Raw genomic sequence first — 22638 nt, 5'->3', positions numbered from 1 at the left:
GATGAAAATGCTTGACGAGAGAGATAACATCATAATCGAGATGCTCACCAAGGACGCCCGCACTCCGTTCACGGAGATAGCGAAGGTCCTGGGCATAAGTGAGACCGCAGTAAGGAAGCGCGTAAAGGCCCTGGAGGAGGCGGGGGTTATAAAGCAGTACACCGTCATCGTTGACCCGGCGAAGCTGGGCTACAACCTGGTCAGCCTCACGGGCGTTGACACGTTGCCGGAGAAGATATTTGACGTTGCCGAGAAGATCAAGGAGTTCGATTTCGTGAGGGAGGTTTACCTGACCAGCGGCGACCACATGATAATGGCCGAGGTCTGGGCCAGGGATGGAGAGGACCTGTCCGACATAATCTCCAACAAGATAGGCAGGCTTGAGGGTGTCACCAAGGTCTGTCCGGCGATAATCCTTGAGAGGTTGAAGTGACTTTTTCCTTTTTCAAGCCTCCCCCTTTGGGGGATCGGTTAGGCGTCTTGCTCTGCTTTTCTTTTCATGAGTTTGCCTTTCGGGAATGGAAGTCGGTTAAAAGTTTAAATATTCCCTCTGCAAAACTATTACTATGCCGGAAATAATATCGATAGGATATTTTATCAGAGATTTAATCGTTCTCGTGGCGACGTCCATAATCGTTGTTGTCCTGCTGGCTATGGGAGGAAAAACAAAGAAAAACCTCGGATTCAGCTATTTTATTCGGGCTTTCAATTCGCTCCTCCTCGCGTTTTCGCTGATCGTGGTGGCTCAGGTGATAGGCGTTCTCCTAAGGACTACCGTACTGAACAACGATCCCACGTACTCATGGATCCGTTCGGTTATGCTCACCGTCGGTGCCCTGCTGCTTCTCGTCTCCTCCGTTATGATATACCTGCCGTTTGCCCGCGGGGAATATACGATAGTCCCGATAGCCTCAGAACCGGCGGACTCCATCAGGTACGGTGCGTACTGGGGGGAGAGGGGCAGGGCGTACCTGATTTTTACGGAACTTACGAAACGCTACCGCATGCCGGGGATAGCCGTTACCAGGGATCCTCCCGACATGTTCCGTAGAAAGCTCGGTCTCAAGCTGATCCCGGTGATGTGGGTATCTACGGTTCAACACGGCGATGCAGTGAGTCCAACGAAGCTGGAGGTTATAATGGACAATCTCAGGAGGTTCCTTGAGACGGCCAATATTGATAAGGTAATCCTGATCGACTGTGTGGAGTACTTTATCCTGGAGAACGGAGAGGATGCGGTTCTTAAATTCATAACCAGCATCAAAGACTTTGCGACTCTTAATCGGGGACTTGTTATCGTGACCGTTGATAAGGAATCCCTGAACGAGAGAACATTCAGCATACTAACCTCCGAGCTGAGGCCCATTACCGATCTTGAAAAAACTCTTGCCCACTGAACGGCCCGACATTCCATCCAAACTGCTTTTAGAATTGGTGGGGGCACGGGGATTTGAACCCCGGTCCGCGGGTTTCTCCGGGTCAGAGCTCCAAAGGCTCATCCCCAAATCAGCAAACCCGCAAGTCCTCATACCTCTGGAGCCCGCGATGATGGACCAGGCTACACCATGCCCCCGTCCAGCTTAACCTTAGCAGGGGCAGGTTTATAAGTTTTATGATTGGCGGAAGTTTTATTAACTTTGGCTTACAAAAATATTCTGGTGATTACTATGGAGGAGCCCGTGGTTATTGGAAAGGACAAATTCAAGATAAGCGACGACGAGACCGCCAGGAGGGAGCTCCGCATAGTCAAGGTCAGCGACAACGTGATTCAGGTTCAGGAAGAGGTGCACGGCATCATAGCCCTCGTCGGGGCGAGTTCCAGTGTCAACATTAAGAAGGAGGAACTCAAAAACCTCATCAAGGTGGCCAGGGAGGAGTTTGGCTGGACGGACATCTGCGAGTGAGGTCCCTCTCGTTCTTGCTCCCACACCCTTAGGCTTCCCGAATTTTGACTCCTTTTTGTGTATCATCGACGGTGATATTAACGTTTTATAAGCATAAAAGTGGTTAAAGCTATCGGTGGTTGCCAATGGCAGTTGGAGAAAAGATAACCCTCAGCGTGATCAAGGCTGACATCGGCGGCTGGCCGGGGCACTCGAGGGTGCACCCGCAGCTCGTCGAGACGGCCGAGGAAGTCCTCTCAAAGGCCGTCGAGGACGGAACCATCATCGACTTCTACGTCGCCACCTGCGGCGATGACCTTCAGCTCATCATGACCCACAGGAAGGGTGTTGACAGCTCAGAGATACACGGTCTGACGTGGAAGGCCTTCGAGGAGGCCACGAAGGTTGCCAAGGAGCTTGGCCTCTATGGTGCCGGTCAGGACCTCCTCAAGGACGCCTTCAGCGGCAACATAAGGGGAATGGGTCCGGGAATAGCCGAGATGGAGATAACCATCAGGAAGAGCGAGCCCGTTGTCACGTTCCACATGGACAAGACCGAGCCCGGCGCGTTCAATCTGCCAATATTCAGAATGTTCGCGGACCCGTTCAACACCGCCGGCCTCGTCATCGACCCGAACATGCACATGGGCTTCCGCTTCGAGGTCTGGGACATAAAGGAGCACAAGCGCGTGATCCTTAACACGCCGGAAGAAGTCTACGACCTCCTCGCGCTCATCGGCGCCAAGAGCAGGTACGTCATCAAGCGCGTCTTCCCGAAGGAGGGCCACAAGATAGCCAAGGACGAGCCGGTCGCTGTTGTGAGCACCGAGAAGCTCTACGAGATAGCCGGCGAGTACATAGGGAAGGACGACCCGGTCGCCATCGTCCGCGCCCAGAGCGGACTGCCGGCCCTCGGTGAAGTGCTCGAACCCTTCGCCTTCCCACACCTCGTCAGCGGATGGATGAGGGGTTCCCACAACGGCCCGGTCATGCCAGTCGCGATGCACCAGGCCAACCCGACAAGGTTCGACGGTCCTCCAAGGGTCGTCGCCCTCGGCTGGCAGATAAGCCCAGAAGGAAAGCTCGTCGGTCCGGTTGACCTCTTCGATGATCCCGCCTTCGACGGCGCCAGGCAGAAGGCCGTCGAGATCGCCGAGTACATGCGCAGGCACGGCCCGTTCGAGCCCCACAGGCTCCCGATGGAGGACATGGAGTACACCACCCTCCCGGGCGTCCTCAAGAGGCTCGAGGAGAGGTTCAAGAAGATCGAGTGATCCTTTCCCTTTTCTCCTTTGGTTTCTGCAACGTTCCTCGGCCGTCCCGATTGCTAAGGTTTTTATAACCTCCCGCCCAACTTTTTTGATAGACCCATCGGAAGCCTTAAATATTCTTCAGCCCAAAACTAACACTCGGAGTGATACACAGGGGTGGGAGTCATGAAGTTCACAATTCTCAGGCTCAATCTGGACGAGAAGAAAGTGGAGAGTGAGGAGCTGGAGAGGGACGGGATATATGGGGTCATAGACTACGGTATAGAGGTTCACGAGAACCTCGAAACCTACGACATTGAGCCATACGACCCGAAGAACGTCGTTGTCATGGGAATGGGACCCTTCTCAGGCTCAACACTGCCCGGTGCCCACAGGCTTATGTTCTTCTTCCGCTCGCCTCTCTACGGAACCCTGTTCCCCTCCGCCATGGGCGGAGCGGCTTACGCCTTCAAGAACGTCGGCGTTGATTTCGTGACCTTCGAGGGCAAGGCCGAGAAGCCCGTCGTGGTTCTCCTCTACAACGATGGTGATAACGTTCGGGTGGAGCTCCACGAGATCGAGCTTGAGAAGGTCGTTGAAATCTGGAGGGGCTACAAGGATGAGGAAGGAGTTTATGCGCTCACCCAGTACCTCATAGACACCTTCGGCGAAAGGTTCGACTTCGAATACCGCATCGCCGTCGTAGGACCTGCCGCCCTCAACTCCAACTACGGCGCGATCTTCTCCCAGGCGCTCAGGAAGGGGGAGAGGCTCGTAGGCAGCGAGGACTGGGCCGCCCGCGGAGGTTCTGGAAGCGTTCTCCTCCGTGCCCACAACGTCGTCGGCGTAATCTTCGGCGGAAAGCCGAGGAAGAGGCCCTTCCCGGGTGAGGACATCGGCAACTTCAAGACCTCCAAGGGCATCGTTGAGGGTGTACACAAAAAGCCATACAACGAGATAATAAGCGAGAAAACCACCAAATACCGCTTCAACCCCAAGCTCAACACCGGCGGAACCTTCGGCGGCAACTACCCGGCCGAGGGCGACTTCGTTCCGATACTCAACTGGCAGATGCCATACATTCCAAAGGAGGAGCGCATTAAGATTCACGAGAACATAATGAAGCACTACTGGGAGCCCTTCAACGAAGAGGCTATAAAACCCAAGAATTGGACGACCTGCGGCGAGCCGTGTCCCGTCGTCTGTAAGAAGTACCGCCGCGGCCACCACGTCGAATATGAGCCCTACGAGGCCAACGGTCCGCTGAGCGGAAGCATAAGCCTCCGCGCCAGCGACATAAGCGTCCACGCGGCAGACGCGATGGGCTTCGACGCGATAGAGTTCGGCGGAACCGCCGCCTGGGTCCTTGAGCTCGTCCACCGCGGTCTGCTCAAACCGGAGGAGGTCGGTATAAGCGGAAAGCCGGAGTTCACGAAGGAGGCGCTCCTCGAGCGCCCGGTCGAGGCGGGCGAGGTCAACGCCAAGCTTGTGGCTGAGCTTGCCCACCTCGTGGCCTTCGCCGAGAACGAAACAGCCAAGATAATCGGCCTCGGCAAGAGGAAGGCGAGCGTAATCTTCGACGAGCGCTTCAAGGATCGCCTAAAGTACGGCGAGAGCTTCAAGGACTACGCAGTCTTTACACCGCTCGGCGAGGACGGAGAGATGACACCGACGATGTACTGGGCGATAGGCAACTACATACCGCTCCCGATTCAGGGTCGCTACTGGACGTTCTACCAGTTCGGCGTCTTCCTTGAGCCGGAGGAGCTGGCGAGCAAGATAATAGCGAGCGCCCTCTGGGAGTTCTGGTACGACAACGTCGGCTGGTGCCGCTTCCACAGGGGGTGGATGAAGCCCGTTCTCAAGGCGCTCTTCATGGACGCATACGGAGCCAACGTGGACATGGAGGAGCACGCCAGGAAGCAGATCAAGAGGCTCATAGAGTACGCCAAGAAAGCAGGCTACACACCGGTCTTCTGGGACTCGATGCGCGTTATAGACCTCGTTTCAGCAGGAAGCGAGGAGTTCGGAAACGAGCGCTGGGCGGAGAAGTTCAGAATCGACAAGGTAGGCACCGCCAAGGAGTACCTCGAAAGGGTGCTCAGTGCGTACAGCGAGATTCTGGGTGTGGAGTGGAGGCTTTGAGTTTTTCTTCCTTTTAGGAACAACCCTTATATTCCCCTCTTTCCCTCAGGTTTTCGGGTGAGAACAATGCGGGCAGTTGTCATAGGCTCCGGAATCGGCGGCCTTCTGACGGCCTCGTTCCTGGCTAAAAACGGTTACGATGTCACTGTCATCGAAAAGTCTCCCTACATCGGCGGCCGCTTCACGAATCTGGATTACCAGGGCTTCGGCCTCTCTACGGGGGCCTTCCACATGCTCCCCCACGGTGAGGACGGGCCTTTGGTTCACCTCCTCAAGCTTCTCAATGCGGACGTCCAAATCGTGAACTCGAATCCAAAGGGCATGATTCTCTACGGTGGAAAAACCTTCCACTACCGCGATGGCTGGAAGTATCTGAGCTTAACCGAGAAGGCCAGGGCTACAAAGCTCCTTCTCGACATCAAGAGGAACAAACTGCCAACCGGGGAAGAGGCCGAGATGAGCGGCCGCGAGTGGATAAAGGAAAAGATAGGCGACAACGAGTTCGTTGACCTCTTCATCAAAAGCTTCCTAGGCTGGGCCGACAGCGTCTTAGACGTTCCGGCGGGGGAGCTGGCGAGGGAGATAAAGGCAGCGCTGAGGTGGGGCGGGCCGGGCCTGGTGAAAGGTGGTTGCAAGTCGATTCCCGACGCGTTGAGCTCAATAATCCTCGGCAACGGCGGAAGGATAATCACAAGGAAGAGGGCCATTGAAATCGACGCCGATGCCAAGAAGGTCGTAACCTCCGACGGCGACGAGCTGCAGTACGACGTGCTGATTTCCAACGTCGGAATAAAGGAGACCGTCGAGCTGATCGGCAGGGAGAACTTCGACCGCGAGTACCTCAAGCGCGTTGATTCGCTGAAGCCGAGCGAGGGCATAAAGTACAACGTGGCACTAAAGGGTGAGCCGGGGATAGGCAACACCGTCGTCTTCACCCTCGACACGGAGAGGATAAACGGCTACAACGAGCCCTCCTCACTGAGCCCGGAGCTTGCCAAGGAAGGCTACACCCTGATAATGCTCCACCATGCCCTCCAGAGCAGGAACGTCAAGGCCGAGCAGAGGAAGGGAATAGACGACATCTACCGCATCTTCCCGAACCTCGATAAGGAGGGCGAGATTCTGCTCGTTCAGACCTACCTCGACGGGAATCCCGTGAACAGGGTGGCGAGCGGCCAGACCGTTGAGGACTTCCCGATAAGCGATGTTTACATCGTCGGCGATGCCTACAAGCCGCCCGGAGGAATAGAGGTTGAAGGCATAGCCCTCGGAGTCATGAGGACGCTTGAGAGGCTCGGACTGGGAAGCTTCTCCGACTGGTACCTCTGAGGGGGAGCCGCCCTCTTGGGGCCTGCTATTCTTTACCTTTGCCAACTTATTTTCCCGCCCCCCGAACCTTTTTCCAGTGAACAGCCCTGGCTCCTAACGAACGTTTTTATCCTCCCCCGCGTATTTATCCATCCCGGAGGTGATGCTCATGAAGAGGGTTGTAATAGCCTTGGGCGGTAACGCTATTCTCCAGCGAGGCCAGAAGGGAACCTACGAGGAGCAGATGGCCAACGTCATGAAGACGGCCAGGCAGATAGTGGATATAATCCTTGACGGGGACTACGAGGTTGTAATCACCCACGGTAACGGTCCCCAGGTTGGGGCGCTCCTTCTCCACATGGACGCCGGCCAGCAGGTTCACGGCATTCCGGCCCAGCCGATGGACGTTGCCGGCGCGATGACCCAGGGGCAGATAGGGTACATGATACAGCAGGCGATAAGGAACGAGCTGAAGAGACGCGGGATAGACAGGCCGGTGGCGACGATAGTCACCCAGACCATCGTGGACAAGAACGACCCCGCCTTCCTGCACCCGAGCAAGCCGGTTGGGCCATTCTACGACGAAGAAACAGCGAAGAAGCTCGCGAAGGAGAAGGGCTGGACCGTGATAGAGGACTCCGGCAGGGGCTGGAGGCGCGTTGTGCCGAGCCCGGACCCGATAGGGCACGTCGAGGCGGAGATCATCCAGGACCTCGTTGAGAAGGGCTTCATAGTGATCACCAGCGGCGGCGGTGGAGTCCCCGTCATCGAGGAGAACGGCCAGCTCAAGGGCGTCGAGGCGGTTATAGACAAGGATCTGGCCGGGGAGAGGCTCGCTGAGGAGGTAAACGCGGACATATTCATGATTCTGACCGATGTGAACGGGGCCGCTGTAAACTTCGGCAAACCCGACGAGCGCTGGCTCGGGAAGGTCACCGTCGGGGAGCTCAGGAAGTACTACGAGGCGGGCCACTTCAAGAAGGGAAGCATGGGCCCGAAGGTCTTAGCCGCGATAAGGTTCGTCGAGTGGGGCGGCGAGAGGGCGGTTATAGCGGCGCTCGACAGGGCCGTTGAGGCCCTCGAAGGAAAGACCGGAACGCAGGTCATAAAGGGCTGAACCAAATTCTATAAATATCTCCTCTCCCTTCTTTCTTCGGTGATAACATGGGAGAGGCCGCTACCGGATTCTTCGGTTCGCTGCTGTGGTGGCTGTTCTTCATGTACATCCTGCTGTGGCCTCAGATGCAGTACAGGAGCCTGCAGCTGGCCAGGGCGAGACTGCTCAAGAGGCTCTCGGAAAAGCGAAAATCAACGGTAATAACCATGATCCACAGGCAGGAGAGCATCGGCCTCTTCGGCATACCCTTCTACAAGTTCATAAGCGTCGAGGACAGCGAGGAGGTTCTCAGGGCCATCCGCTCGGCCCCCAAGGACAGGCCGATAGACCTGATAATCCACACCCCAGGAGGCCTCGTACTTGCAGCGACGCAGATAGCGAAAGCGCTCCACGACCATCCGGCTGAAACACGCGTCATAGTCCCCCACTACGCCATGAGCGGCGGGACGCTCATCGCCCTCGCCGCGGACAGGATAATAATGGACCCGCACGCGGTTTTGGGGCCGGTTGACCCGCAGCTCGGCCAGTATCCGGGACCGAGCATCGTCAGGGCCGTCGAGAGGAAGGGGGTTGACAAAGTGGACGACCAGACCCTCATCCTGGCGGACGTTGCGGAGAAGGCCATCAACCAGGTCCGCGACTTCGTTTACACCCTGCTGAAGGACCGCTACGGCGATGAGAAGGCCCGGGAGCTTGCTCGGGTGCTCACCGAGGGCAGGTGGACGCACGACTACCCGATCACATACGAGCAGGCCAGGGAGCTGGGCCTTCACGTCAGCACGGACGTTCCGGAGGAGGTTTACGCCCTGATGGAGCTCTACAAGCAGCCAATGAAGCAGAGGGGCACGGTAGAGTTCATGCCGTACACGCAAGGGGGCGAGGTCGGCAAGTGAGGTCTTTTCCCTTTTGTGTTTCCATTTTTCTCCGGTTGAGGGAATTTTGGCCAAAAAGTTTTTATTTGCTCATTCCTTTTTGAGTCCAGAAATGTTTGAGCAGGTCAGCTGTTCTAAAAAGGGAGAGGGGTAAGAGCGATGCAGACGAAAGTGGACCCAGAGGAGATTAAGAGGATCAAGAGGGAGATAGAGGCCCTTGAAAAGGAGAGAAACGAGATAAGGGCCAAACTGGATGAGCTTGAAAAGGAGCTTCAAATCTGGATCCAGAAGAGGGACGAGAAGAATAACGAGGTCAAGGGGCTCCGCCAGAAGGGCAGAGAGTACAAGGCCAAGCGCGATGAAATCAACGCGCAGATACAGGAGCTGAAGAAGAACCGTGAGGAGATAAACGCGAAGCTCGACCTCCTCTATCAGGAGATACTCGAGTACCGCACCAAGAGGGACGAGTACAACCAGCTCCGCAGACTTAAGATGCCGCCGGCGAAGATCCAGGAGAGGATAGAGAAGCTCGAATGGGAGCTCCAGACCAACCCGAACATCACACCCGACAGGGAGAAGCAGATCGTGGATCAGATACAGGTTCTCGCCACCGAACTTGAGATACTCCAGCAGGCCGAGCGCTTCCACAAGAAGCTCGTCGAGTCCAGGAAGAAGGTCGATCAGCTCAAGAAGGCCAGGAGGAACATCAGCCTCGAGATACAGAAGCTCGCCAACCAGAGTCAGCAGTTCCACGAGCAGATGATAGCGGCGTTCAACCAGGCCGACGAGGTCAAGAAGGAGGCCGACGAGTACCACGCCAAGGTCGTTGAGCTCCGCGACAAGATTAGGGAGGTCAGGAAGGAGCTCCGCAGCATCGAGAAGAAGATACGCGAGTACGACGAGAAGCACAAGGAGCTCATCGCCTACAGGCTCGTTGCCAGGATGCACGCCAAGAAGGACGCCAGCTTCGAGAAGGCCGTCGAGGCCCTTGAGAAGTTCAAGAAGGGCGAGAAGCTCACCCTTGACGAACTGCTCCTCCTCCAGAGGTACAACCTTGTCTGAGGCCTGGCTATGGAAGTCATCAGGCACGAGGGGCCCGGGAGGCTGGGTCTCGTCAGGATAGGGGAGCGCTCATTCACGACCCCAGCATTGGCCGGGGTAGATTTCACGCTCTCCCCGTTCAACTCCTTCTTCCACCCAAAGGAGCCGGGGGAGTACGACTTCAACCTCGCCCCCGCGATACCCCTCGGCTTCTACACGCCGGACGAGGTTATAGAGAAGGCCCTCGGAAGGCTCTGGAGCGTGAACTACGAGGGCTTCAACGCCTTCTACCTGCCCGCCCTGAGGAGGACCTCCTACCTGGGTGAGTTCTTCAAGATAATCGAGCGCTACAACTTCGATGCCGTCTATCTGGGCAACTCAAAGATTCTGGTGAGGGAGTACCGCTACTTCGTGAAGATAATCAGGGAGCTGCGCGAGAGGTTCCCCAACGTCATGATAATCGCCGATCTGGAACCGTTCTTCTATCCGCTCGCCGTTTACCTCGGCGTCGATGCCTTCGACACCCGCTCTCTCAAGCTTTACGACTTCGAGGGGAAGGGCTTCACCCAGTACAGCCCGTTCCTCTGGAAAGAAGGGTCGAACTCCATGGATTTCGCGGAGGAGACCGTGCTCCTGGTCAGGAACACCCTGAGGGAGGGAAAGCTCCGCTACCTCGTTGAGAACTTCTTCAGCACCCAGTACCACGCGGGAATACTCCGCATAGCCGATTTGGAGCATCCCGACTACCTAGAGAAATACACGCCAATCCAGAGGGAGACCGTTTACTTCATCAGCGACGCCTCGATTAGAAGGCCTGAGGTTAGGAGATGGCATTCGAGAGTTGCCGAGCGCTTCGTTCCTCCGAGGAACACCGAGCTGGTTCTCCTCTTCCCGTGCTCGGCCAAAAAGCCCTACTACTTCTCGAGGAGTCACACACTTTACCGGAGGGCCGTAAAGGAAGCCCTCGGCTCCGGCATCGCTAAAGTCCACGAGCTTATCCTCACCTCGCCCTTTGGCGTTGTCCCGAGGGAGTGGGAGTGGCTGGCCAAGTACGATATAGTGGTTACGGGCCACTGGAGCGAGGAGGAGGTAAAGCCCGCCGCCGAACTCCTGGCGAAGACCCTTGAGAAGTACCCGAAGGACGTTCCCATTATAGCTCACCTCGACGAGGCCTACGTGGAGATAGCGAAGCTCGCGGGCGAGCTTTCCGGCAGGGAGATAACCTTCACCCGTGTGGAGAACGGCACCACGGGCAGGGAGAGTCTGAAATCCCTCACCGAGACGCTGAAGGAGTTCGAGCTTGAGGCGACCAAGGAGGACAGGACCTACCGCTACTTCGAGGGGATAAGGAAGGTCTTCGACTTCTATTTCGGGCAGGGGGCGGGTGAGGCAGTTCTCCCGGATAACGGGAAAGTCAGGGGCTCCAAGATGCTCCGCATCTTTGCTGAAAACCAGCAGACGGGAACCTTCAAAGACGGCGTGATAAGCGTCACACCCTATGGAATGCAGAGGATATACGATGCCCTCGGGGCCTACTGGGTGAAGGTGGACTTCGAGCTCCGCGGCGACGTCTTCGCGGTGGGCGTTGATGAGGCTGACCCCGCGATAAGACCGGACGACATAGTGGGCATAGTGAGGGATGGAAAGGTAATAGGCGTCGGAAAGGCGGTTCTAAGCGGGGATGAGATGGTTAGAGCCAGGAAGGGTGTTGCGGTTAAGGTCAGGAAGAGGGCGTGAGTATGGGAAGGATTCTTGGCCTTCTCCTGGTTCTCCACGTTCTCCTCCTTTTTCTGCCATCGGGCTCCGCGGACTACCTTGGGGCAGAAAGCCTGGGCTTTTACGTCGTCGCTACCTACGAGGACGCGGCGGTGCTGTCGCTTGAATACACCACCTACTCACCCTCCATGAGCGGCGCACTCGTGCCATCCACCTGCTGCATTCACTATAACTTCTACATAAACTCCAGCGGGGCGTATTTCATGGGCAGGTCCTGGGAGGCCCCGGTGGTTTACCAGTACCGGGGATTCTACTACCTGTTCGTGGCCTCGATGGACGGCTCGGTCAGGGTTTACCGCATGGGGTGGGGCTGCTTTGAGCTGGTCACCACGGTGAAGTCGAACACAGGTGAAGAACCCAACTTCGCCGTTGCGGTCCCGTACCTCGTGGTCCAGACCGGGGAGAACGAGCTGATTGCGGTTAACGTCGCCAAGAACGTTACCGCCGGAATCCTCGACCTGAGAGGGGCCGAGAGCGGCACTTACTTCAAGGGAGTGACCGTCGTTGAGGAAGAACACGGTGTTAGGCTGACGGGGGATGCCCCCGAAGAAACGCCCCGGGGAGTGAACGTTAGCGTGTCCGGGAATGGGCTTGTGATTCCAGGGACGGACATCGAACTGCCCATGAACGCTGTGGTTGCGCACCTGTGGGCCGTCGAGGAGGCGGGGTATCTCCGGGCGTATGAACTTGAGAACGCGGTTCTCCTGGTGCCCCCAGGCCTCATGCACTACTTTGCCCCGGACTCCAACTCAAGCGGGGAGCTTCTGGAGTTTGGAAACGAGAGCGTTGGGATTCGGGGAATTTCCAGTGTCTCTGTTTTCTACTACGACGGTGGCCTGAGGGCTTTTTCTCTGGGGGAGCCCGTGGGGAGCGAATTCCGGGTAACCTCGGAAAACGTGACCCCCACTGGATGCAGCGTACCGCGGGCCTACGCGCTTGAATTCTGGGCGGCGGTCGTTCTGCTGGCACTGATTGGCTTTACCTGGTTCTTCATGGTCCGGCGGTGAGAAAACGCTAAAAAGCGACACTTCCCTTCTTAGACCATGCCCAGGCACTTCAAGAAAGGCGTCAAGAGGGAGCACCATTTCCTGAAGGGTCTTGAGAAACCGCTGGAGATGATAGCCGCGATACCCGGGGTCAAAAAGGTAATCCCGGGGAGGATCTACGCGAGCGATTCCAGGGGCTTCGAGATAAAGGTCTCGAGGGAAACCAAGACAGGCCTGAAGCTCGTTGCCAAGAGTAACGGCTCTGTGCAGGACGTCTTTCTCGTCGTTGATAAGGCTGACAGGGCCAGGGTGTGGGGTAAAATTGAGAGTCTCTCCAATAAGTGGGCGAAATAGTTTTAAGGCCAGCTGGTAACTATTATCGATGGTTATAAAGAGATTTTGGACAAGGTTATCTAATTACGATGTCACTGCGGTCTTCATTGCACTTGCCTATTCGGCTCTTTTGATGCATTTCAGCCTCGTTAAGTTCGAGTGCTTTCGCTACACCAGCCTTGACCTTGGGATCTTCACCCAGTCACTGGCTGGCTTCCTCCACGGCAGTCCCCTGTTCAACACCGTTGAACGACAACTTTACGGTGTGCCCAATCATCTCGCCGTTCACTTTCAGCCAGTCCTCGTTCTCCTGGTCCCTGTTTTCGCTGTGTTTCCGACTCCGAAAACGCTCCTCGTTCTCCAGACTCTAGCCCTTGGTCTCTCAGTGCTTTTAGCTTACGTTCTTGCGAGGGAGCTTCTGCCCCCTTGGGAGGCGCTGGCGGTGACTGTCCTATACGCTTTCAATTCCTCCCTCGTTGGCATAAATCTCTTCGAGTTCCACCCAGTTTCCCTCGCCGTCCCTCTCTTCTTCCTGTCGGCTTACTTCCTCATAGAAAACAGGTGGCGGGCTTTCTACGCAACGTCATTCCTGCTGCTCCTCACGAAGGAGGACGCCTTCCTAGGCGTCACCTCGCTCTCACTCTGGTGGGCCTTCAGGGATGAAATCTCCCTCGAAAGCGCAAGGAAAAACCGCCCTCTGCTTCTTCTGGCGGCCCTTTCCCTGCTGTATGGTGCGGTGGTCATAAAGCTCGTGATCCCGGCTCTTGGTAAAGGCTACCTGTACGAGGGTCTCTACACCAGACCGGAGTTCGGTAGAAGGAAGCTCCTCTACTTCCTCCTCTTCAACCTGAGTCTGGGCCTCCTACCACTATTCAGATCCAAAAACGCCCTTCTTCTTACCCTCCCATGGCTCGAAAACCTCCTGGCATCGAGGCCCAGCCAAACGACTTTCGGCTTCCACTACCCCTACATGACTCTTCCCCTCTCCGTTATCGGTGCGGTCTTCGCGCTCAGGGAGCTCGACCTCAGGAGAGTTCTCCCATTCCTCCTGAGTGTTGGCCTTCTGGCTTCCCTGGCGACGATGCCGGTTGAGCTGAATCAGCCGGAGAAACCGCTCCCCCTTGTCTACCCATCGGTTCTCGAACCCATACCCGGCCGAAAGGCGGTGGAACCGGTCATCGAGTTTCTCAGCAATAGCAACCTCTCCGTTTACACCCAGCCGGCCTTTTACCCTGCCCTGGCGACGAAGCCCGACGTTTACGTTTACCCCGCTGGGGTGGAGCCGGACGCAGTTCTCGTGAACGTGAAAACCTACCGCGGCAGGCTCTACCTGGAGCGGCTTCAAAAGATGGTGAACGTAAAGTACCGTCTCGTCTACTCCCGAGACGGCGTGAGGCTGTACGTTAGGGAAGGGCTGAACGTCTCGGTTTTTGGGCTGGTGCCCCCAGGGTCCTAAAATAGATGGCCCGGAAAAAGCAAAAATCTGACCTCCTCTCCGCCGTGAGGGACGGAGTTTGCCTAACCCCTAATCTAAGGGCGGGGAGGTTTGGGGGGTCTCATTAAAACCCAATCCAAAGTGGGTTTTCAACCCCTCTGGCCGGGCCTTCGGCCAATTACCCCTACCCGCCAGAGCAGGCAGGCTCGGGGTTATCTTTTCCACAACCTTCTTTAAAATATTGAAGGCACCAACTAAGTCAGCATTCATCACAACGCCCTCTCTACGGCACTTAAACAAACCTCTAAAAATTCTCCCGTTAGAGTGGCGTTGGCCGCAGAGAGGGCAAAGCTGGGAAGTGAAAGCCTCATTAACAACAATGACAGTGATACCATACTCTTCGGCAACCTCTTTTAAGCGTTTAATAACGTAATTAAACCTCCAAACGTGGGAGAGGAGGTAATTCTGCCTCCTGCCTTTCTCAGAGTTTCTGGCAATCCCCTTCGGATAGCCAACCACGATTCTGGAAACACCTAACTGGTAGAGTTTTTCAAGGGTCTGCCTTACGGCAGTGTTAATGTAGTGTTTGGCTTGGAGTTTGGCCTTTTGATGTATTCTGGAGAGTTTGCTACTCTTTTTAGCTCCACTCTTGTTGAGTTTGGATTGATAATCAGCGATGACCTTCTTAAAGTAAAAATCAATGCTTTTTAACGGTCTTCCATTGACTAAGAAGCTCTTACCGTTTTCAACATAAACGGCCATTAGGTTGTTCACTCCCAAGTCAATTCCAGTGGAGAGATTGCCTAAGGGTTCTCTTGGGATTTTCAGCCATTCTTGACCATAAAGCTTTTCCTTCACCGTGATGCTGATGTGAGCATACCATTTTCTTTTAATTGGGTCGTAAGTTATCTCTAATCTCCCCTGTTTGCCTTTCAAGTGTATTCTCCCTTTGAACTGTATTCTGAGCTTTCCAAACTTACCGAGCCTTCTGAGTTCTAAAACGCTCCCCTCAACCCGATACTGGTCGTTCCGGAGTGGAATAATGAAGAGCTTTTTTCCATTTTTCTCCCTGACGAATCCCGGAGGTTTTGGCTTGAACCATTCTGGAAGATCTCCACTCTTTTTCTTTTTGTTCAGGGAGAAGAAGGAACGCCAGCTTTCAGCGTTCTTTCTGGCTAATTGTTGGATTGTTGAGCCACCAATCCAGTTTTTGAAGGCTTGATAAGCTTCTTTTTCTGTTCCATTAAAATCAATCTTGCCGAATTCTTTGAATTGTTTTAAGCGTTGGTAATTCAGCTTGTTCCAGATGATTGCCGTGGCTTGGGCTAACTCGAAGAGTGCTTTCTCCTGCTCCTTTGAGGGTTGTAGTTTTACTGTTATTGAACGCTTCATTTCAAAGAATGGTATGGTTTTTGGGCTTTAAAAGAGTGTTGCTTCCCGCTTAATAACTAATTTGCAGGACACCGTACCCCGCCCTAAAGGACGAAGCTTGAAAGAGAAAAAGTCATATCCCCTCGATCTCGGGCACCACCTCCTCAGGAGTTCCCGTCAGCACCACCCTCCCCGCGGCTATCACAACGATTCTGTCTGCGAACTCCCCCAGGGGGCGCCAGATGTGGGAAATCACGACCATGTTGGTCCCCTTTTGGGCCAGCTCTCCTATAACTCCTGCGACTTCCTTTATCCCCTCCAGATCCAAGTTGGCTAGAGGCTCATCAAGGAGCACCAGCTCCGGCTTTCCGAGGAACGCCTGGGTGAGGCTGATCCTCTTGAGCATGCCGGCGGAGTACTCTCCCATCTTTCTGTCGAGGTATTTCACCGCCGAGAAGAGCTCCGCGGCTTCCCTTACCTCCCTCTCCCCCAGCCCCTTGACCCTGGCCAGGTAGTTGAGCCATTCCCTGGCCGTCCTGTGCTTCGGAAGAGCCGGCGGGTCGAAGGAGACGCCTATCCTTTTCCTCAGCCCGTCGTTGCTCCAGGGGTTCTCCCCCAGGACCTTGATTTCCCCTTTGCTTGGCCTGTAGAGGCCAGCGCAGAGGTTCAGGAAGGTGCTCTTTCCGCCGCCGTTGGGACCGAGTATAAGCGTTAGTCCCTCATCGATTTCGAGGTCTACGGAGTCCAGCGCTATCAGCCTTCCGAACCGCTTGGTGAGGTTCCTCGCGGTTATCATCGTCTCCTCCCCTCCACCAGCAGAACTGCCGCCAGAAGGAGGGCACTCACTCCCCCCAGGCCGTACCTGATGTTGAGGACCGTTACCGAGGGATACCTGTTGATCACCCTGACCGCCAGGGTAACCGGTGTCATCGACCCCACGGAGAGGTAGTAGGGGCCGGAGTGCTCCAGGAAGACCCTGCCCCTGAAACTGCCGGTCACGTTTCTTTCGAGGATCGCTCTACTGCTTTCGGGGTCGAAGACCCTGACGGTGTAGTCGGTTCCCTCGTCGGCGCTGGAGCTTAGTACAGCCATTCCCGAGGAGGGCACTACAATCCCCTGCCCCATGAGAACGACCTCGGAAATCGGCTGGGTCAGCGCGTTCTTTTCTATTGGGAACACAAGGAGGGTCAAGATGACCACCGACAGCAGCACCGCCTTTAGAAGTCTCATGAGACGTCCCTCCACTCGCTGAGTATAAGGGCCATCCCCAGCATCGCCACCGGAAGGAGAAGCCCCATGTAGAATGAACCGTCAAGGAACGCCGCTATTCTGTCGGAGGGGTAAAACTGGGTGGTGTAGGCTTTGAAGAACGCGTCGTCAATCACCGCTGGGGGAAGGCTCCTCAGTTTGAGCACGAGGGGGACGTAGAGGAGCGTGATGCTCCCGAGGAGGGAGGCGAAGGTGTTGGGTGAAAGCATCGCCACCAGGGCCGATACTGACACCACGTAGAGCACCATCATGGCCCAGTAGAGGAGATAGCCGGCGAGAAATCCCTCACCAAAGAGGGTTCTTCCGATGAGGCCCGGAATGTCCCCGTGAATGTAGACGAAAGCCAAGAATGCCGGCAGAATTGAGGCAAGGCAGAGCAGCACCATCGCGGAGAGGGTCTTTGATAAGACCACCGAGTGGTTCCTGACCGGTAGGCTGTAGACGCTTTTGGCAACCCTCGTATCTCTGTCGTATCTTAGCATCAGGGAGACGAGCAACGCCCCAGTGAGCGCGAATATCGTGTACTCTTCGGTTCCCAGCCTCGGGAGAGTTAGGCCAATGTTCTTGGCCGATTCGGAAACTATAATCTTGTCTGGGCCGGCTATCATGAAGACCATGTCGTTGCCCGTCAGGCCGGAAAAGAAGGTGATGCCGAGCATGATAAAACCAAACATAAAGACGATGAGGTTGTATGGGTCCTCAAGCTCCCACCTTATCTGTGCCCTCATTGCCTCACCTCCTCAGTCTCAGGGCCAGGTAGACCGCACCCACGACCCCGATGAGGATAACTATCTTGACCCACAGGGAGCCGTTGTCCCTTCCTGCTTGATCGGGGACGTCATTGGTGGGTGACGTTGGGAGGGTTTGGGTGCCCTCGGGAATGTCGTTTTCGTTGGCCGGGCTCTCCTCCGATTTGATGTCGTCCACTCCGCTCGAAGGCGGTGAGATGACGATTTCCTGGTCCTCCACCGCGGGCTTCTTCTCCAGGCTCACTTCAATCCTCTTCGATTCGTTGGGCGCGAGGATTACCTCCACGCTCTTCGTGAGATAGCCGGGAGCCTCCACGGTTATGTTGTAGCATCCGGGGCTGAGGGTGAGGTTTTTAGCCTTGACCTCCTCGCCGTTCAGGAGCACCGTCGCGTTGCCCGGATACGTCACGACGTGGAGGATCGCGTTGGCCGGGGAGAGTTTCAGGAAGGCGCTTGCGCTCTCCGTAAGAACCACCGATTCCCTGGCGGAGAGGTTGTCTCTAGATGCTATGACCGTGTAGTTCCCAGGGGGAAGGAACAGTGTCGCCGGTGTGGTGGCAAAGACCCTTAAAACACCATCTGTGACCACGATGGAAGCGTTGCCCGGCTCGGAATCGACTTCAAGGGGAACCGCTCTCACAGCCTCCCTCTCCACCGTCAGCGTGGACTTCACCTTTTCCATGTCCACGTTGATGTGGTACGTCTCGTTGGGGGCAACTTTCACGACACTTTCGATTAGGTAGTGGTCCTCAGCTATTCCCACCGTGTGGGCCTCGAGCCTGTGAATTACCGGAATCCGTATCGTTCCGTAGTAACCGACGGCGGTGGCGTTGTAGACGTCGTGGGGGATTGCCGGGACGTAAATACCCATTGGGGTGTAGAAGATGTATATGTTATGACCCCCGTTGATGTAAAACGTTAGGTCATTGGGAACCGAAGTTATCTCCAGCCGCGCCCAAGGGACGAGGTAGGTGGCGTTTCTGACGCTCTCCGCGTGGGCTGCTCCCACATTGACTTCAACGTACTCTATGCAAGGCTTCCCGTCTGAGTCACCAATGTGTATGAACGTCCCGTTTGGAATCAGGTAAACCTCCTCGGGTCCCCTCTCCACGAGGTCCATTGGAACCGGCCTGGATATGTTTATGTACAGACTCCCGTAGCCACAACCAGTGATTTTCTGAAGGGGATTAAAGGGTGGGTTGAGCTTCTCCCGGCTGTAGTTGGCGCTCTCGTTGAAGATTGCCCTTATCGACACGATTCCCACCCCTGAAACCGCCTCCGCAATCTCACTGGGATTCACGCGAACGATGGTGGCGGTTTCAGCCACCACCGAAACCCAGGCAACCACCGTGACGTTTCCGGTTATCCTGACGGTGTAGTTTCCAGGAGGGAGCACCAGACCTACGGGAGTAGCGTAAGAGCCTACCCCTACTATATCAGCCACCAGACCACGGGGCGCCTCAACGAACAGGTAGCCGGGCCTCTCCATCGCGCTTTCTCCGGCCGAATACGCGGGGGGAACGAGCAGACCGGCCACCAAAAATGCTAGGAAAATGACCTTCCATCTCACCATTTCCACCTCCTTTCCGTCCACAAAGCTGTCATAGCGAGAACGACGAGCGAGAGGGCGAAGAAGTACTTAACCGGCGTCGAAGGTGAACGTCCGCTTCCATAGTCATGGAGCTTGATGTTGGTGTCGTAGAGGTTGAAACCCTGAGCGTACCACTCCTTGTCAGCTTTCCCTTCCTCAATGAGTTTTTCAAGCTTCCTGGAGTTAACCCTATCAAGGGCAATCATCTTAACAATGCCTAAACTAACGAGTTCGGGGGTGATATCACAAACCCCGGTTGTTATTAAAATGCTAGTATCTATGTCGTAAACTAACTGAGTTATGATATCAAAGCTTTCTCCTGTTTTTCGGTTATACACGAGATACCGTCCCCTACCATCAACGTAGAGGTACGGAGGCATGAAATCTTTGTAATGTGTGTGGAGCACTTTGTTTTCCATCCAGGTATATGAGACGTTTCTTATTGTTATCTTGTCAGAGACGATACCATGTTTTTTTAGAAAGGCTGGAAAGACTAAGTAGTCGTCTTCTTTCGGTAAACGCATTGGATCCACAAAAAACATGGGTCTGCCAATTGGCGTGCCGTCTTCTTCATAGTAAACCATATCTGTTAGGTTAAGAAGTAGTGTTCTATTCAAGCTTAATTGAGGAATGGTAATTCCCGGTCTCGGACTCACGTTGTTTAATTCCAGCGCGATCTGAACATACGCTGTATCATTGGTTATGTTCGTGATTTTAATGGCCAGATACATGTCCCCATAAACCAAGAGAGTCACAGTTGAGCTGTCGCTTAAGTCCCCAATAACGCTCTTAAGAACATCTTGAGATGGAAGTAGCCTGGGCCACACTTCAATAACATTTACCTCCCCGTTCTTTGGATTCGTGGGCATCATCATGGTGTATTTTAAATACGTTCCCTCCCGGAACCACGGAGGTGTCTTCGGCTTTTCTGTGCTTTGTACATTGGGGAAAGATGAAATAACCAAAAGAAGAATTGAAAAAGATAGAACTGCCCTCCTCATTTTGTTTCCCCCTGATTATCCAAAGTAGTGGGGTATGTCCGCAAAGGCAGTGGTTATTTTTCCATCTCTATTGTATGTGACGTATGCATATGAGATATCTGAGCCTTTCCTGATGCCCTTACTTATCACGGTAACTCCCTTCGCTGTGGCTGTTCCCCAGACGGTGTCGGTGAGAACCTTCTGGAATTTTCCGTCACATACAAGAACCTGGCCGTGAATGCCTGCCCAGACCCACTCGTCCCGGCTCCACTCTCTGACGTCGCTGTTGTGGTCCCAGGGCGTCCAGCAGCTTTGGGTGGAAATGCTACCTGCCGCGTTCACGAGGCCGATCAATAGTCCTCCAATGAGGAGGACTCCGAGCAGTATCCTACGCTTCATGGTAGCACCTCCTTAGGAGGCATTAGTAATAACACATTGAGCCTTATAAGTCTTACGTTTTAAGGTTGTGTTTAACACACTGGATTCGATAGGTCTAAAAACAGTCAACGCCTGTCGTATGGAGATAAATCTCTAACTGGGTAATCGTGTGCCGTCCCGGAGAATGTCCCTGTAGAAACCCAACGAATCCGAAAGAATTTGGGGGATTCGACTTAAAGCTCCCCCTTCCCCTCGAAAAACGCCTCAAGCTCCTCGTCGCTTATCCCATCGTCCGTTTCCGTGTAGCCCAGCTCCCTCTTCTGGAGTTCTATGAGCCCCGGCGTAAGCAAAAGCCTCCCCTCCAGCTTCGGCACCGCGTAGTGGAGGGTTATCTCGCTGAACTCGTCCAGCTTTATCGTCGGGTTAAGCTCGTACTCTATCTCCCCCAGCCTCTTCCCCTCCGCGATGAGCTTTGCCACTATCGCCGAGCCGTCTATGGAGAACTGCACGCTCCCTATGTGTCTGGCCTTTGCGCCTTCAATCTTCTCGGTTATGAACTTCTTTGTTTTCCCCGTGAACTCGAAGTCGCCGAGGATTCCGCCGACGACTATTATGCTGTCTTCCTCTATATCCTTGGGCTTAAGCTCCTCCTCGGCGAAGGGGTCTAGGATTATGAGCTTCGACCTGTCGAAGGGGAACTCCGTGACGCTCTGGGCCAAAACGCTCCCCAGCTTTGCCAGCTCTTCCCTTTCGTGGGGCTCCACGTTGGTGAATATCAGCCTCTCTCCCCACCACTCGCTCGTGTGCCTGTACTCGAGCAGGACCCAGTCGCGCAGTTCCTCAAGATGTTCTATGAGCAGGTACGGCATGAGCACCACCACGCCCGCTTTGCCCTTTGGTCTTAAAAGCCTGCCGACTGCGCGGAACTGCCCAGTTAGGGTTTTAACCGGACTGGAGGAGTCACAACCATGGGATTCCGGGAAAAGTACGCCGAGCTGGGCGAGAGGTACGAGCGCATAGACGGCCCCCTGGAGAGGTTCTTTGACCCGCTGAGGAGGAAAGCTTCCCGGTTCGTCGCCGGAAGGGTCCTCGAAATCGGCGTTGGCACGGGCTTCATGCTCCCCTACTATCCCGAGGACATAGAACTCCACACGATAGACGCCGTCCCAGAGATGCTGGAGGTGGCGAAGAAGAAGGCCAAGGAGCTCGGCCTGAATGCCAGCTTTTACGTTATGGACGCCGAGAGGCTTGAATTCCCGGACGAGAGCTTTGATACCGTCCTTTCAACCTTCGTCTTCTGTACCGTTCCCAACCCGGAGAATGCTATGAAAGAAATCCACCGCGTCCTTAAGCCCGGCGGAAGGGCCATCTTCCTGGAGCACACGAAGAGCGACTGCCGGCTTTTGAACTGGCTGTTTCTCAAGCCCCTCGACGTTCTCCTCGGCTTTCTGCTTGAGGACAACACGCTGAGGGAAACACACCTTTTGGCCAGAAACTACTTCGAAATCGAGCATGAGGAGAGCCACTACAGGGGAATAGTCAGGCTCCTCGTGGGCAGGAAGGTGTGAGCAATGTCCGTGAGAAGAAGATGGTGCGGTGGCCGGGATTTGAACCCGGGTTACCGGCTTGGGAGGCCGGTGTCCTGGACCAGGCTAGACTACCACCGCCCTGGCCCGCTATAATTAAGCCGTTCTCCATTTAAAAGCTTTATTGTTCCCTTCCGAGGATTATGCCCCCTACTATCATCGCCAGCCCCAGGACGGTTGCCGGCGCGATGCTCTCTCCGACGACGAGGGAGATGAAGAACAGGCTCATAAAGGGCACGAGGTAGGCCAGATTGGATGCAAAGGCCATGTCCCCCTCAACGGCCCTGTACCAGAGCAGGAAAGTGATTCCCATCTCGAAGAGGCCGACGTAAATGGCCCCTGCGAGACCTTCCACGGGTGGTACTGTGAAGTTGCCGGTTGCAACCACAACGATTGAAACGTATGCGAAGCCGAAGAGGAAGTTCCAGAACATCTTTTCGACGAGGGGCCTCTCGTCCCGGAGGTTCAGCAGCCAGTAGCTCGCCCAGACCACCGCGCTTCCCAGGCCGAGGGCAACGCCTGTGGGGTCGGTGAAGTTCAGACCGGCAACGTTCCCTTTCGTCGCGAC

General features: G+C 55.2%; 23 protein-coding genes and 2 tRNA genes. 14 read left to right on the top strand and 11 right to left on the bottom strand.

The features are described 5' to 3' along the window. Nucleotides 1-7: 7 nt before the first annotated feature. A complete protein-coding gene (lrpA, locus tag APY94_RS11475; protein ID WP_058939759.1) occupies nucleotides 8-433 on the top strand; it encodes an HTH-type transcriptional regulator LrpA in 426 nt (141 codons plus the stop codon). A gap of 133 nt (nucleotides 434-566) precedes the next feature. Then, a complete protein-coding gene (locus tag APY94_RS11470; RefSeq protein WP_058939758.1) occupies nucleotides 567-1397 on the top strand; it encodes a DUF835 domain-containing protein in 831 nt (276 codons plus the stop codon). A gap of 35 nt (nucleotides 1398-1432) precedes the next feature. Here the strand turns inward: APY94_RS11470 and APY94_RS11465 are convergent. Beyond that, nucleotides 1433-1573: transfer RNA gene (locus tag APY94_RS11465), tRNA-Trp, on the bottom strand. Nucleotides 1574-1667: 94 nt separating this feature from the next. Between APY94_RS11465 and APY94_RS11460 the strand changes: the two genes are divergently transcribed. From APY94_RS11460 to APY94_RS11410, 11 genes are all read left to right on the top strand, one after another. Continuing rightward, entirely contained in the window at nucleotides 1668-1904 is a 237-nt protein-coding gene (locus APY94_RS11460; RefSeq protein ID WP_058939757.1) for a hypothetical protein, read from the top strand. A gap of 125 nt (nucleotides 1905-2029) precedes the next feature. Continuing rightward, entirely contained in the window at nucleotides 2030-3157 is a 1128-nt protein-coding gene (fbp, locus tag APY94_RS11455; RefSeq protein ID WP_058939756.1) for a fructose-1,6-bisphosphate aldolase/phosphatase, read from the top strand. Between the two features lie 162 nt (nucleotides 3158-3319). Next, the gene (gor, locus tag APY94_RS11450) at nucleotides 3320-5278 is read left to right on the top strand and encodes a glyceraldehyde-3-phosphate:ferredoxin oxidoreductase (protein WP_058939755.1); all 1959 of its coding nucleotides are present in this window, start codon (nucleotides 3320-3322) and stop codon (nucleotides 5276-5278) included. Nucleotides 5279-5344: 66 nt separating this feature from the next. After that, on the top strand, nucleotides 5345-6607 hold the full coding sequence (locus tag APY94_RS11445) for a phytoene desaturase family protein (protein WP_058939754.1): 1263 nt from the start codon (nucleotides 5345-5347) through the stop codon (nucleotides 6605-6607). A gap of 148 nt (nucleotides 6608-6755) precedes the next feature. Next, complete coding sequence (gene arcC / locus APY94_RS11440) at nucleotides 6756-7703, top strand: carbamate kinase (RefSeq protein WP_058939753.1); 948 nt, start codon at nucleotides 6756-6758, stop codon at nucleotides 7701-7703. Nucleotides 7704-7750: 47 nt separating this feature from the next. Next, entirely contained in the window at nucleotides 7751-8596 is an 846-nt protein-coding gene (locus APY94_RS11435; RefSeq protein WP_058939752.1) for an SDH family Clp fold serine proteinase, read from the top strand. 138 nt (nucleotides 8597-8734) lie between these two features. Beyond that, nucleotides 8735-9637 (top strand): coiled-coil protein, encoded by a 903-nt coding sequence (locus APY94_RS11430; RefSeq protein WP_014013169.1) that lies wholly within the window; start codon nucleotides 8735-8737, stop codon nucleotides 9635-9637. 9 nt (nucleotides 9638-9646) lie between these two features. Continuing rightward, entirely contained in the window at nucleotides 9647-11353 is a 1707-nt protein-coding gene (gene arcS / locus APY94_RS11425) for an archaeosine synthase subunit alpha (RefSeq protein WP_058939751.1), read from the top strand. Nucleotides 11354-11355: 2 nt separating this feature from the next. Further along, the gene (locus APY94_RS11420) at nucleotides 11356-12399 is read left to right on the top strand and encodes a hypothetical protein (RefSeq protein WP_058939750.1); all 1044 of its coding nucleotides are present in this window, start codon (nucleotides 11356-11358) and stop codon (nucleotides 12397-12399) included. Nucleotides 12400-12435: 36 nt separating this feature from the next. After that, the gene (locus APY94_RS11415) at nucleotides 12436-12732 is read left to right on the top strand and encodes a DUF2103 domain-containing protein (RefSeq protein WP_058939749.1); all 297 of its coding nucleotides are present in this window, start codon (nucleotides 12436-12438) and stop codon (nucleotides 12730-12732) included. A 28-nt stretch (nucleotides 12733-12760) separates the two neighbouring features. After that, on the top strand, nucleotides 12761-14167 hold the full coding sequence (locus APY94_RS11410; protein ID WP_058939748.1) for a DUF2079 domain-containing protein: 1407 nt from the start codon (nucleotides 12761-12763) through the stop codon (nucleotides 14165-14167). 69 nt (nucleotides 14168-14236) lie between these two features. On the opposite strand, the gene APY94_RS11405 is transcribed toward APY94_RS11410, so the two are convergent. The 8 genes from APY94_RS11405 to APY94_RS11370 form a co-directional block, all read right to left on the bottom strand. After that, nucleotides 14237-15538: an RNA-guided endonuclease InsQ/TnpB family protein gene (locus APY94_RS11405; RefSeq protein ID WP_058939747.1), complete on the bottom strand. Its 1302-nt coding sequence runs from the start codon at nucleotides 15536-15538 to the stop codon at nucleotides 14237-14239. A 112-nt stretch (nucleotides 15539-15650) separates the two neighbouring features. Then, nucleotides 15651-16313 (bottom strand): ABC transporter ATP-binding protein, encoded by a 663-nt coding sequence (locus tag APY94_RS11400; RefSeq protein WP_058939746.1) that lies wholly within the window; start codon nucleotides 16311-16313, stop codon nucleotides 15651-15653. Continuing rightward, nucleotides 16310-16747, bottom strand: a complete 438-nt coding sequence (locus APY94_RS11395) for a hypothetical protein (protein ID WP_058939745.1) — start codon at nucleotides 16745-16747, stop codon at nucleotides 16310-16312. Before APY94_RS11395 ends, APY94_RS11400 begins: the two co-directional genes overlap by 4 nt. Continuing rightward, the gene (locus APY94_RS11390) at nucleotides 16744-17514 is read right to left on the bottom strand and encodes a hypothetical protein (RefSeq protein ID WP_058939744.1); all 771 of its coding nucleotides are present in this window, start codon (nucleotides 17512-17514) and stop codon (nucleotides 16744-16746) included. The genes APY94_RS11395 and APY94_RS11390 overlap by 4 nt, the downstream gene beginning before the upstream one ends. A gap of 4 nt (nucleotides 17515-17518) precedes the next feature. Further along, complete coding sequence (locus APY94_RS11385; protein ID WP_245610470.1) at nucleotides 17519-19108, bottom strand: PEGA domain-containing protein; 1590 nt, start codon at nucleotides 19106-19108, stop codon at nucleotides 17519-17521. Next, entirely contained in the window at nucleotides 19102-20127 is a 1026-nt protein-coding gene (locus tag APY94_RS11380; RefSeq protein WP_058939743.1) for a hypothetical protein, read from the bottom strand. Before APY94_RS11380 ends, APY94_RS11385 begins: the two co-directional genes overlap by 7 nt. 15 nt (nucleotides 20128-20142) lie before the next feature. Continuing rightward, a complete protein-coding gene (locus tag APY94_RS11375; protein WP_058939742.1) occupies nucleotides 20143-20505 on the bottom strand; it encodes a hypothetical protein in 363 nt (120 codons plus the stop codon). Nucleotides 20506-20717: 212 nt separating this feature from the next. After that, complete coding sequence (locus tag APY94_RS11370; RefSeq protein ID WP_058939741.1) at nucleotides 20718-21353, bottom strand: hypothetical protein; 636 nt, start codon at nucleotides 21351-21353, stop codon at nucleotides 20718-20720. Between the two features lie 99 nt (nucleotides 21354-21452). Between APY94_RS11370 and APY94_RS11365 the strand changes: the two genes are divergently transcribed. Further along, complete coding sequence (locus APY94_RS11365; protein WP_058939740.1) at nucleotides 21453-22052, top strand: class I SAM-dependent methyltransferase; 600 nt, start codon at nucleotides 21453-21455, stop codon at nucleotides 22050-22052. Between the two features lie 21 nt (nucleotides 22053-22073). On the opposite strand, the gene APY94_RS11360 is transcribed toward APY94_RS11365, so the two are convergent. Together APY94_RS11360 and APY94_RS11355 are read right to left on the bottom strand one after the other, a co-directional pair. Next, nucleotides 22074-22151, bottom strand: a tRNA-Gly gene (locus tag APY94_RS11360). A gap of 40 nt (nucleotides 22152-22191) precedes the next feature. Further along, nucleotides 22192-22638 (bottom strand): DMT family transporter (locus APY94_RS11355; protein ID WP_157065540.1); only part of this gene is annotated, 447 nt, incomplete at its 5' end.

The sequence above is a fragment of the Thermococcus celericrescens genome (genome assembly GCF_001484195.1).
Taxonomy (GTDB): domain Archaea; phylum Methanobacteriota_B; class Thermococci; order Thermococcales; family Thermococcaceae; genus Thermococcus; species Thermococcus celericrescens.
The sequence above is the reverse complement of the archived record's forward strand: the minus strand, read 5'-3'. Positions and strand labels throughout refer to the sequence as shown.